General features: G+C 57.9%; 11 protein-coding genes. 3 read left to right on the forward strand and 8 right to left on the reverse strand.

Annotated features, from left to right (window positions below; translation table 11 throughout):
* The first annotated feature begins 40 nt into the window (after positions 1-40).
* From AB1E33_RS21015 to AB1E33_RS21025, 3 genes are read left to right on the forward strand one after another with little or no spacing between them, the layout of a single operon-like run.
* On the forward strand, positions 41-1348 hold the full coding sequence (locus AB1E33_RS21015) for a nickel pincer cofactor-dependent isomerase, group 22 (protein WP_372579207.1): 1308 nt from the start codon (positions 41-43) through the stop codon (positions 1346-1348).
* Between the two features lie 21 nt (positions 1349-1369).
* Complete coding sequence (locus AB1E33_RS21020) at positions 1370-2260, forward strand: NAD(P)-dependent oxidoreductase (protein WP_372579208.1); 891 nt, start codon at positions 1370-1372, stop codon at positions 2258-2260.
* Positions 2261-2268: 8 nt separating this feature from the next.
* A complete protein-coding gene (locus tag AB1E33_RS21025) occupies positions 2269-3093 on the forward strand; it encodes an amidohydrolase family protein (RefSeq protein WP_372579209.1) in 825 nt (274 codons plus the stop codon).
* 50 nt (positions 3094-3143) lie between these two features.
* On the opposite strand, the gene AB1E33_RS21030 is transcribed toward AB1E33_RS21025, so the two are convergent.
* The 8 genes from AB1E33_RS21030 to AB1E33_RS21065 form a co-directional block, all read right to left on the reverse strand.
* On the reverse strand, positions 3144-4739 hold the full coding sequence (locus tag AB1E33_RS21030) for an aldehyde dehydrogenase (NADP(+)) (protein WP_372579210.1): 1596 nt from the start codon (positions 4737-4739) through the stop codon (positions 3144-3146).
* A gap of 66 nt (positions 4740-4805) precedes the next feature.
* On the reverse strand, positions 4806-5708 hold the full coding sequence (locus tag AB1E33_RS21035) for an NAD(P)-dependent oxidoreductase (protein ID WP_372579211.1): 903 nt from the start codon (positions 5706-5708) through the stop codon (positions 4806-4808).
* A gap of 29 nt (positions 5709-5737) precedes the next feature.
* Entirely contained in the window at positions 5738-6835 is a 1098-nt protein-coding gene (locus AB1E33_RS21040; RefSeq protein WP_372579212.1) for an ABC transporter ATP-binding protein, read from the reverse strand.
* On the reverse strand, positions 6835-7674 hold the full coding sequence (locus AB1E33_RS21045) for a carbohydrate ABC transporter permease (protein WP_372579213.1): 840 nt from the start codon (positions 7672-7674) through the stop codon (positions 6835-6837). The genes AB1E33_RS21040 and AB1E33_RS21045 overlap by 1 nt, the downstream gene beginning before the upstream one ends.
* Before the next feature lie 5 nt (positions 7675-7679).
* Positions 7680-8558 (reverse strand): carbohydrate ABC transporter permease, encoded by an 879-nt coding sequence (locus AB1E33_RS21050; RefSeq protein ID WP_372579214.1) that lies wholly within the window; start codon positions 8556-8558, stop codon positions 7680-7682.
* 65 nt (positions 8559-8623) lie between these two features.
* Entirely contained in the window at positions 8624-9988 is a 1365-nt protein-coding gene (locus tag AB1E33_RS21055) for an extracellular solute-binding protein (protein WP_372579215.1), read from the reverse strand.
* A 40-nt stretch (positions 9989-10028) separates the two neighbouring features.
* Positions 10029-11045: an aldose epimerase family protein gene (locus tag AB1E33_RS21060; protein ID WP_372579216.1), complete on the reverse strand. Its 1017-nt coding sequence runs from the start codon at positions 11043-11045 to the stop codon at positions 10029-10031.
* Between the two features lie 12 nt (positions 11046-11057).
* A complete protein-coding gene (locus AB1E33_RS21065) occupies positions 11058-12584 on the reverse strand; it encodes a D-arabinonate dehydratase (RefSeq protein ID WP_372579217.1) in 1527 nt (508 codons plus the stop codon).
* Between the last annotated feature and the right edge of the window lie 3 nt (positions 12585-12587).

Consider the following 12587-nt stretch of genomic DNA (forward strand, 5'->3'; position numbering starts at 1 on the left):
AATATCCACAACACTCGCAATTCACCTGGAGGACGCTCTGATGATGACGGAACCGATTTCGATAGATCTTCCCGGCGGCCTTGAAGTGGAGTTTCCCAAACTGGCACCGGTGCGCCAGATATTCAATACATCAAAGGTGACCGATATTCCCGATCAGGTCGCACAGGAGTTCGGGAAATTCGCGGATACCGACTTAAAGGACAAGTCGGTTGCGCTGTGCGTCGGCAGCCGTGGCATCAAGGAGCAGTTTGCGGTTCTTGTCGCCACCATCGCCCAGCTCAAGGCCGCAGGCGCGAAACCGTATATGGTGCCCGCGATGGGCAGCCATGGTGGCGGCACCGCCGAGGGTCAGATGGAGCTGCTGAACGGCTACGGCTATTCCGAGGAAAGCCTCGGCGTGCCCTTCAAATCCAGCATGGAAGTGGTCGAACTGGGCCGTCTACCCGACGGAATGCCGGTCTATTGTGACAAACACGCCTACGAAGCCGATTTCTACATTCCGTTTAATCGGATCAAACCACATACGGACTTCAAGGCGAAACATGAAAGCGGGCTGATCAAGATGCTCGCAATTGGCATCAGCAAGCACGAAGGGGCCGCAACCTTTCACACGCGCGGGTTCGAGAATTTTCACACCCTTATACCTGCCGCCGCCGAGGTTTTTCTGGCTAAGACCCGGGTTCTGTTCGGTGTCGCCATGGTTGAAAACGCCCATGAAGATCTCAGCCATCTGGAATTTGTTGCCCCAGCAGACTTTTTTAAACGGGACGCAGCCATGCAGGAGATGGCCAAGGCCAACCTTCCGCGCCTGCCCTTGCCCTCGCTGGATATTCTGGTGCTGCATGAAATGGGCAAGAATATCTCGGGCTCGGGAATCGATCCCAATGTAATCGGTCGGCCCGGATCGCGGTTACCGGGCTTTGATGCGCCGCCCATCGAATGTATTGTCACCCTGAACATCACGCCACAATCTCATGGAAACGCCACCGGGCTGGGCTTGTCGGATATCACCACGCATCGTCTGGTCAACCAAGTGAACTGGTCAGCCACCTACGTAAATTGCGCCACCGCAGGCAACATGCCCGCTGCATCACTACCCATGGTCACGGAACACGACCTTCAGGCGTTGCAGATATCGATGCGCTGCTGCCGCTGGAACACACCGGCCGATGTGCGAATGGTCGTGGCACATAACACACTTGAGCTTGAACTGCTTTGGGTATCCGAAGCACTGCTGCCGGAGGTTGCCGCCCATGACGGGCTAGAGCAAATCGGCAACGCCGCACCCTTGCAATTCAATGCAGACAATTTGTTGACGACCGGTTTTCCAGATCGGACCAACCACTAAACCCCCGAAAGGAATTAAAACATGAAAGTTAGTGTCATCGGCGCAGGGCTGATGGGCAAAGGTATTGTCAAAAACCTGCTTGAAGCGGGCAATACCGTCTCCATCACGCAGCACAAAACGCGCGAAACCGTGGACGCTCTGATCGCGCTTGGCGCGACCGAGGCCGCATCAAACGCCGAACTGATCCGCGATGGCGACGTAATCCTGACCTGCCTGCCCACGCTCAGCGCAATCACTGCGGTCTATGCCGGCGAAGGGGGGATTCGGGAACTGGCCCGTCCCGGCACATTGGTCATCGACTGTTCGACGAGCGACCCAACCAACACCCGCAAACTTGCCGGTGAGTTTGCCACCAACGACGTGGCGCTGGTCGATGCGCCGCTGCTGGGCGGGCCGCCGCAGGCCTGGGATGGCGTCATGGGGATCGTCGCGGGGGGCGAGCGCCAGGCGGTCGAGCGTGCCGAGCCGTTGCTTGACGCGATTTCCGGCGCGCTTTTCATAGCTGGGGGGCCCGGTTCCGGGCATACCGTCAAACTGATCAACAACGCCGTGACATTGACCAATTCGGCAATTCTGTATGAAACATTCGCCGTCGCTCAACGCATGGATGTCGATCAGGAAACACTATACAAGGTCCTTGACGCCTCAATGGCCTCCTCCAAGCGTCTGCATGTGATCGCGCCCGCGTTGATCAATGACGACCACACCAAGAATTTCGCGGTATCGGCGGCAACAAAAGACATGAGGCTCTATGATCTTCTCGCAAATTCATCGGGCATTCTGTCGGTGTTGGGCAGCTCTTCCCGTCAGCTGCACGAGATGGTGAACGGCATGGGGTATGGGGTCGAGAATGTCACCCGTATCACAACGGCCCTGATGAAACTGGCACAAGAGAACGACCTGCAGTCGTAGGTCTGACCGTGCTGATCGATTCACATGCCCATATCTGGGACCCCGCCAAGCCGGGCGGGGTTCCCTTCCCGCCACCGGAGTCCCCTATTCACCGCGTGATAGCAACGGCTGATATCCGCCGCCATTTGGACACCTGCAAGTTGACCGCCGCCATTCTTGTCGAGGCGAGCGAACGACATGTGGATAACCTTTGGTGTCTGGAACAAATCGCCGATTGTGACTTCATCCCGGCATATGTCGCCAACCTCAACCCGATGAGCACAGAGTTTAACGCGCAGTTGGATGCATTGACGGGCTATCCCAAGCTGCGCGCGATCCGTCCCCGCCTGCATCCGTGGGAGCAGGCTAGTCTGGCGGGTTTTCTGCCTAGGTTCGGGCGGCTGGCAGAGCTTGGATTGATGATAGAAAACCGGATGGAGTCCGCGTTGATTCCGCTGGCTGACGCCCTGCCGACCCTTCAGATCGTCGTGACGCATTGCGGTCACGTCGATACAGATCAGAGCCCCCTGCCTCCTCGTCAGGTTGAACTTGTGCGCACCCTGGCCGCTCGCAAAAATATCGTGTTTAAGTTTTCAGGACTGATGGATTTATGCACGCAAAAAAGACCGGCGACCTGCGATCCGGACTACTACGCCGCCCTGACGGATCTGCTATGGGACGAACTTGGTCCGGAAAGGCTGATGTTTGGCAGCGACTGGCCGGTGTTGGAAGAAAGCGAGCGCAACTACGCTGATGCATTCGATCTGGCCTACTCACTAATAAACAGCCGGGGTGGAGCGTCTGCTATCGACGCGGTCTTTGGCGACACTGCAGAACACCTTTACCGCCTGTGAAAATGGCCGCGCTTTGTGGGGCGCGGCCTTTCAATCGGGTCTGGCGGCCCCTAAAGCGGGGCATCGGTCCATTTTCCGTCCACCAGACGCATTACACCCAGCGGATTTGCGTTCTGAAGTTCCGGTGGCAAGAACCGGTCAGGCGTGTTCTGATAGCTGATCGGGCGCAGGAAGCGATCAATGGCTCGTTCGCCAACTGAGGTCGTCTGCACGTTGGTGCTGGCTGGGTATGGCCCGCCATGAGACATCGAACCACAAACCTCGACGCCGGTGCCGTAGCCGTTGAAAAGCAAGCGACCAACCTTGTCGTTGATGATCGGAACGATACGCGCCGTCAGCGCATCGTCCGCATCAGCGACGTGAACCGCTGCGGTGAGGTGACCATAGAAGCTTTTGGCAACCTGCACGAGTTCAGCCTCGTCCGTACATTCGATCAGCAGCGTCGAGGGCCCGAAAATCTCGTGCTGCAGGCTTTCGTCGGCCAGAAAGTTCGCGCCTGAGACCTTGAACAGATACACTTGCGCCTGGTTGGCGTTGGCCGCAACATCCGCGCTTTTGGCCATCAGCTCGACATTCGCGTCGTCGCTGCGCTGTGCGTTGCCTGATTTGTAGCTGCCGCTGATCGCCGGGGTCAGCATCGTCTGCGCGGCCTGTGCTGCGATCGCCTCGGATGCTTTTGCAACGAACTGATCGGTGCCCTCGCCCTTGAGGGCGATCAGCAGCCCCGGACTGGTGCAGAACTGACCCGCGCCCATGACCGCCGCCCCAACAAAGGTTTCGGCGATCTGAACGGCCCGTTCATTTAGCGCGCCCGGCAGCAGGAATACCGGGTTCGTCGAGCCCAGCTCGCCATAGAATGGGATCGGCTCAGGGCGGCGATTGGCCGCGTCAAACAATGCCCGTCCGCCGCCAACAGAGCCGGTGAACCCACCTGCCTTGATGCCGGGATGTTCGACCAGAGCGGTGCCCATGGTCCGGCCCGGCCCGTGGATCAGCGAAAAGATCCCCTTGGGCATGTTTAGCGTTTCGGCAGCACGGCGAATGCCCTCGGCCACGATCTCGGATGTTCCGGGATGCGCCGAGTGCGCCTTGACGATGACCGGACAGCCTGCGGCCAGCGCAGAAGCCGTATCCCCACCTGCCGTTGAAAACGCCAGCGGAAAGTTCGAGGCGGCAAATACCACCACGGGTCCCAGCGGAATCTGACTGAGGCGAATGTCGGGTTTGGGCAGAGGGGAACGATCGGGGTCGGCCCGGTCGATGACCGGCCGGGCCCAGTCGCCCCGCCGCAGCAGGGTGGCAAATATGCGAAGTTGACCACAGGTCCGGCCCAACTCGCCGCGCAGGCGCACTTCGGGCAGCCCGGTTTCGGATATGCCGCGCGCCACAATGTCCTCGGTCAGCGCCTCAAGCTCTCTGGCAATGCGATCCAGAAAATCTGCCCGCGCTGATGCGGACAATTGGCGATAGCTTTCAAAGGCGTCTGTAGCTGCGTCCACCGCCGCATCGACGTCGGCCATGACTGCGTTTTGGAACTGCGGCTCGATCGCCGCGTTCTGCGCTGGATCAACGGCATTGAACCCACCATCGCCTTCACTGGCATCTCGCCAGGTGCCCGCGATCAGAAGTTGTCCTGTGACATTCACTGTGATGTCTCCCGATTGTACATGTTGCTGTTATGGCCGCCAGCAAGGGCGGCAGTCCAAAGCTGTTCAGGTCTTGAGCCCCGGCTCTACGAAATCGATTAGCGCGGGCAGGGTTTTGGCGCCGAACCCACTGTCTCGGGCGTCGTTCAGATAAGCGCCTGTGTGCGGGCTGAGCCGTGTGGTCAGCCCCGCCTCTTCCGCCATGATATTGAAATAGTTCAAGTCCTTGGCTGCCAGAGCGATACCGAACCCGAGGGCTTTTTTGTCACCATCCAGGTGATAGCGCATCATCCCGACAAATTGCGGGCTGTTAGCTCCGCCCAGAACCGCCAGTTCAAGCAGCTTTTCCAGATCTGCACCGCTCGCACGCGCCACAGCGCAAACCTCGGATACCACAGCGGCACAACTCAGCGATAAGGCGTTGTTCAAAACCTTGATGCGATGCCCGGCAGACACCTCGCCCGCATGAACGACATTCTCGCAATAGGCGTCAAAAATAGGCTTGACCGCCGCAAAATCCTCATCCGACGCCCCGACCACGCAGTTCAGGCGCCCGACGCGCGCGTCTTCGGGGTTGCGGGTCAGCGGTGCATCGACCAATCGCACGCCTGCCTGTTTGCACACTTCGTGCAGCTTCAGTGTTTCGGCCGGGAACGACGAAGTCGTGTCAATGATAATATTGCCCGTTCCGATATGAGCCACCACACCAATGTCCCCAAGGCAAAGTTCCATTACCTCCACCGAGGAAGGAAGACACAGAATGACTTCGGTCGAGTTGCCGGCCAGTTCGGCAATGGATGAATACGTGACTGCGCCGGCTTCAATGAGTTCGGTGTTTTTTGCCGCCTTACTCTCCAGAAACCCGACTTTTGCACCTTTCTTCAATAGGTTCAGGCACATGCCCGACCCCATGGCGCCAACGCCGAGAAATCCGATATTCTTGCCGTCAAGGGCCGGAACCTTGTCCATGATAATGCCTTTCACGTTGCGCGCGGGTCTTAGTAGATGCGTTGCTCGCTAATCTTGTCGAACACCTTGATGTGACTCAGGTCAAAGCCAAGCGGGATCACCGCATCCTCGACGATCTCTTCGCGGCCGATCGATTTGCACATCAGTTCCTGCCCATCGAAGTTCAAGATACAATAGGTTTCCGCACCGGTCGGCTCGGATACCACCACTGTACCGTTCACGGTGTGGATGTTCGGATCGTCGCTGCCCGCTCTCTGAGGCGTGATGTCGTCAGGACGCAACCCGAGGACAACTGCCTGGCCGTCATTTAGCGCGCGGCCGTTCTTCCGCGGGATTGGTAGGATGAACCCGTCATCCAGCCGGACATGCGTTTGGTCACCGTTCACCTGCACCACACCGGACACAAGGTTCATCGCCGGCGAGCCGATGAATCCTGCCACGAACACATTGGCCGGCTCGTCATACAATTCCTGTGGGGTGCCCATCTGTTCGATGACACCGGCGCGCAACACCACGATCCGGTCCGCCATGGTCATAGCTTCGGTCTGGTCATGAGTGACGTAGACGATCGTGCTTTCGACTTTTTTGTGCAGCTTCTTGATCTCGCCTCGCATGTGGGTGCGCAGCTTGGCGTCCAAGTTCGACAACGGTTCGTCGAACAGGAATACCGATGGGTGCCGTACCACCGCACGCCCCATCGCAACGCGCTGCCGCTGACCACCCGAAAGTGCCTTGGGCAGACGATCCAGCAAATCGTCAAGCCCCAGCATCACCGCTGCCTGTTGCACCCGCTTGTCGATTTCGGCAGCATCCATCTTGGCATTCTTCAACCCAAAGGACAGGTTGTCGCGCACTTTCATATGCGGATAAAGCGCGTAGTTCTGGAACACCATCGCGATATCACGCTTGGACGGCTGCACATCGTTCATCCGCTCGCCGTCGAACAGCAGTTCGCCGCCGGAAATCTCTTCCAGACCCGCAATCATCCGCAGGGTCGTCGACTTGCCACAGCCCGATGGGCCAACCAGACATATGAACTCATTGTGGTCCATCGACAGGTTCATATTGGGAACAACCTCAACCTGCCCGTAGGCCTTCTTCAGGTTCCTGAGTTCGATACGTGCCATTACTTGATTGCTCCATTGGTCAGACCGCTGACAATGTAACGCGTTGCTACCAGCATCAGCATCACGGCGGGGATGGTGGACAGGGTTGCGGCGGCAGCCATCGCGCCGTGCTTCACTTCATATTCCTGCGCGAATTTCGCGATCGCGACAGGAACTGTCTGGGTGGCTTTGGTAGTCAGGGTCAGCGCCGCCTGGAACTCGTTCCAGCTAAAGACAAAGACGATCACCGATGTTGCCATCATGCCAGGCACCACCAGCGGCAGCACGATCTTGCGGAAAATCTCGGCAGGCGTACAACCATCGATCGCCGCCGCCTCTTCCAGCTCTTCCGGCACGTCGCGCATGAACGTCATCATGAGCCACAGCGCCATCGGAAGCAGCAGCACGACATTGACCAGTATCAGCGCAAACAGGGTATTGTTGATCCCGACCTTCACGAACAGGGAATGCCAGGCACCGACCAGCGTCATCGCCGGGGTCATGTTGAAAATCATTGAAAAGATCAGGATAGCGCTGACGGCAAAGATAGGCCATTTATGGCGCCGCAGCGAATGCGCCGCCAGGGTCGCGATACCAACACACAGCACCGTGGCTGAGAACGACACGATCACGCTGTTCAAGAAGTTCGTCAGGTAGGTCGAAGATTTCGAGAACAGCAGTTCCTCGTAATTGCTCCAGACCGGGGCAAAACTAATCCGGCTCATCGCGATGTCGATCTCGCGTTTGAAACCGGACAATGCGATCCAGAGGAATGGAAACAGGATCGCGAAGACTGAGAGCATCAGCCAGGAATGGCGGATGAAGCCGCCCAGGCGTTTTTGTGCCTTAATCGTAAGCATCGGTTTTATCCTTTACTCTGCGCGTAGCGTTGCGCGGCCAAAGAGATGACCACGAGGAGGGCCACGGCGAAAATCACCGCAAAGCTCATGGCCGACCCAAGCCCCACCCGGTTCTCGAAGAAGAACGTCCGGAAGATCGAAAACGCGATCACTTCTGTTGCGGTGCCCGGACCGCCACCTGTCAGAAGGAATATCTCGTCAAAGACCTTGAAAGCCAGAATAATGCGGAACATCAGCGTCACCAGGATCGTCGGTAGCATCAGCGGCAGCGTGATCTTGAACAATTCGCGGAACGGGCCGGTGCCATCTACTTTTGCCGCCTCAAAGACGTCCTCGGGAAGACCCTGAAGCCCGGCCAGCATCAGCAGGAACACAAACGGCGTCCAGTGCCAGACATCGACGATAATGATTGCCGGCATCGCCAGCTTGACCGAACCGGTCCAGTCCAGCGGCTGAAGTCCCAGCCAAATGTTGATCTGGTTCAGCACGCCGAAGTCGAAATCCAGCATCAGCTTCCAGATCGCGCCGATCACGATCCCTGGGATAAGGATCGGCAAAATGAAGATGGTCTTGTAGAACGTACTGCCCCACTTGATCCGGACGACAGCCAGTGCCAGCAGAAAACCCAGAACCATCTGGATCGCAACCGACGTCACCGAGAACACGATTGTGTTCCAGACACCAATGGAAAAGAACGCGTCCTTGGGCAGCCGCTCATAGTTTTCCAGACCCACGGGTGTCCAGGTCGAAACCCCCTCGGCCCATTGTACCGTGTGAAAACTCATGTAGAGAATGTTGGCGACTGGAAGCAGCGCGAGAGCTCCAAAAAACAGGAGCAATGGTGCCAACGAGGTCCATCTCCAAAGCTGTTGATTGTCTTTCATGTCAATCCCCTATCCTCTGCTGTCCGGAGCCGCCAATCTGTGACGGCTCCGAATTTGGCTACAGGTTATTGCAGGTCGGGCAGACGGCCTGTCGGGTATCCCAACTCGTTCATCAGTGCTTCAATGTCCGCGGCGGCCGAATTTAGGGCTTCCTCGTTGCTGATCTCACCAATGATCGCCTTGTTCAGATACAGTTCCAGGATCGGAACAATCTGCGAACCCTGCGGGATCGAGTAAAAAATGTCAGTGACACCCAGGCTGTCCGCCAGCGGCTTCGCCCAGCGATAGGTTACCGGATCACTTTCGCCATATTCCGCCAGAGTATCGGTACGGATCGAGATGCCGCCCAACTCCATATACTTGTCCTGCGCTTCCTTGGTCTGGAACCAGTTCAGGAAGGCTGCCGCTGCCGCCTTGCGATCATCCGGGATGTTGGCAGGTACGTGCCCGATGAAATGCGCCAACGTCGTTGACTGATCGCCATCCGGGCCTTTCGGCAGAACTGCCGTGTTGACCTTGCCCACAACCACTGACTTGTCGGGGTTATCCATCTGGGTCCAGGCCGCGGCAACCAGAACCGCATGGCCGACCTTGCCGGTGGTCATTAGCTGGATCAGCTTACCCTGCGAGATCGAGCCGGGGTTGTTGGGACCCAGCCGGGTGCCGGTATCGGTCCAATAGTTCAGTGCGGCCAGAGCCTCGGGACTGTTGATGGTGACCGAATAGTCGCCGCCGGGCTCATCGGCGAAGATCGAACCGCCATGGCTGCGCAAAAATGGCAGAAAGTTGAAGCTGGCATCTGGCGCGCCCCGGTTGCCCTGATGGCCAATGCCGTAAAACGAGGGCGAATCGTGGAACGCCTCTGCCGCCACTTTCACGTCTTCCCAGGTCTGCGGCGGGTGCTCCAGCCCATGCTCTTCGTACAAATCGGCGCGATAGTACAGAACCTGCACATTTGCGATCAGCGGAATACCCATCAGTTTGCCGGATTCGGCAGAGTTGATCTTGCCCTCAGCGTCCCAATACACGGTTTCCGACAACGCTGGAACGCCCTCTTTTAGCGTGATGCTCGGATCGATATCGGTCAAAGCTTCCAGATAGCCCGCATGATAGAATTCCGGGATCCAGATTGCGTTCGTCGCCAGAATATCGAACTCGCCATCGCCTGCCGATGCTCGCACCGAATTGCGCTGCTTTTCCAGCAGAGCCGGGAACGGGTTGACGTCGAAATTGACCTCGTTGCCGGTGGTCTCTTCGTAATACTCGGCCAGCGCCTCGAAAGGGCCGTACCAGGGCGACTGGTTGATTACTACCGTAATCGGTACGTGCTTGCCGACATCCGCCGCATAGGCGGCAGCCGAGCTTGCCGCCAGCGCAAGCGCCGCTACGGCACCAGTCAGCAGCGACTTCGTGGATTTCAGTTGTGTCATGGATACTCCTCCAGGTTGACAGTCTTTGAATTCGGTTGGATCACCACTTGAACCGGTATTCGGTGATCTGCAGGTACTCCTGATCCGGCAACAGGGTGGTGTCGGGGAAATCGTCGTGGTTCGGGGCGTCCGGGAAGCACTGGGGCTCCAGCGCCACCGCAGCAAATGACTGGTATAGGCGCCCGTCCAACCCGAGCACCGGTAGCGCGAGGTTGATGCCGTCAAAGAACTGTAAGCCGGGCTCGGTCGACCAGATCTCCATCTCGGTGTCAGTGGCCGGTCCGGTCAGACAACCGACACGCTTTACCGTGTCGCGGCGCGCGGTATCGATCACGAAATTAAGGTTGTAGTGGATGTGTTTCCCATCCCGCTCAAAGCGGATCGGGCGCTTGCTGCGAAAATCAAACTCGCTGTCGGCGATCGACCGGATTTCACCGGTCGGGATCAGGCCGTCGCCAAGAACCGTATAGGCTTCGGACGCGACCTCGAACTCATGATCCAGTACAGTGTCTGCCTGATCGAGGTTGAAATAGCAGTGATTGGCCATGTTGATCAACGTCGGCGCGTCGGTTACCGCCCCTAGCCGAATCGAGAATACCCCGTCCTCGCTGAGGCTGTATTCGCAGGTTGCGGTCACATTGCCCGGATAGCCCTCGTCGCCGTCGGGCGAGAACAGCTCAAGCTTCAACCTGTTCTCGTCGTGCTCGGCAATGGTCCAGATCCGGCGCGAAAAGCCTTCGAAGCCGCCATGGGCGTGGTGCCCGTCACGGTTTTGTGCCAGCTGCAGCGCCTTGCCCTGAAAGGTCATTTGCCCTTTGTTGATGCGGTTCGCCGAACGGCCGACGATTGCGCCCAAGTAGGGCGAATGGGCCTCATAATCCCCGATCGAATTCAACCCTAGCGTCACCGGTCGGCCTTGATCGCCGCCAAGCCGCACGTCGCGTACCACCGCGCCCCAGGTCAGTATGCTGGCTGTGATATTCCCACCGCGGATGGCGCACTCCACCACCTCACGGCCATCGGCTGTTGAGCCGAATACCCGTTGATTGTCGCTCATTTTATCCGGTCCTTACATGATCGCGCCGATTTGCCAGGGCACGAACTCGTTGTCGCCCACACCAAGCGCCTCGCTTTTCGTCGGCTCGCCCGAAGCAATGCGCAGAAGCTGGTCGAAAATCTGCTGGCCCAGCTCGTTGACGCTCAGTTCTTGATCGACGACCCGGCCGCAATTGACATCCATATCCGGCTCCATCCGCGCGTACATCGTGCTATTGGTGGCCAGTTTAACCGACGGAACCGGCTTGCAGCCGTAACACGAGCCACGCCCAGTGGTGAAAGCCACCAGATTGGCGCCCGAGGCCACTTCGCCCGTGATCGAAACCGGGTCGAAACCGGGCGAGTCCATAAAGTTCAGGCCCCGTTCGCGCAGTCGCTCACCATATAGCAGCACATCAACCAGCGGAGACGAGCCGCTCTTAGCTACCGCGCCCAGCGACTTTTCGAAAATGGTGCTCAGACCACCAGCCTTGTTACCGGGAGACGGGTTGTTGTTAAATTCGGCATCGTTAATGGCTGTGTAGTGCTGCCACCACTTGATGCGGTCCACCAGCTTGTCCACAACACCTTGATTGGTCGCGCGTTCGATCAGAAGGTTTTCCGCACCCACAATCTCAGGCGTTTCCGCTAGAATGACGCTGCCACCATGCTGCACCAGAATGTCCGAGGCGACACCCAGCGCCGGGTTCGCAGTTATCCCGGAATAGGCATCCGACCCGCCACATTGCAGCGCCAGCGTCAGGTGCTTTGCATCAATTGGCTCGCGCTCGACGCTGTTGACGACCGGTAGCATCTCGTTGATCATTTCGATGCCGCGATTGACGGTAGCTATGGTACCGCCCTCATCCTGCAATGTCATGGCACGTAACAGCGGACCTTCCTCAATATTGGTGTTTTCGAACATCAATCCAATCTGGTTCGCCTCGCAGCCGAGTCCGAACATCAGTACGCCGCCGAAGTTCGGATGTTGAAGATAGCCGCTGAGAACGCGCGTCAGGTTGTCGAACCCATAGCCGTGCCGCGCCATTCCGCAGCCCGAGCCATGGGTGAAGGCCACAACTCCATCCACATTCGGGAAATTGGCTAGTACCTCCTTGGTGAAATGCTTGGCCACGTAATCCGCCGCTGTGGCCGAGCAGTTCACGCTGGTCACGATGCCGATATAGTTACGTGTCCCGTAGCGGCCATTATTGCGGTCATATCCCAAGAAGGTCGCTTGTTTGAACTGCGTCAGCGGCTCAACAAAGACCCGGCTCTTAACGCCGCCCTCTACAGGGGAGGCAAGCCCATCAAGAGTCACGTTATGATCATGCACATGCGCACCGGGAGAGATGGCCTGAGTGGCAAGACCGATAGCCTGATTGTACTTGAGAACTGCCCCTCCCGAGGGAATCTCGAAAACCGCAACTTTGTGACCTGCCGGAATGTCGCTTTGCGCGACAATCCCTTCAGACAAACCCTCGCCTGCTTCAGCGCCGTTGGGCACAATCACCACATTGTCGGAAGCGTGGAGTTTGATGAGTTTTGCAGATTCCACCATCGG

It is taken from the genome of Ruegeria hyattellae (assembly GCF_041537925.1).
GTDB lineage: Bacteria > Pseudomonadota > Alphaproteobacteria > Rhodobacterales > Rhodobacteraceae > Ruegeria_C.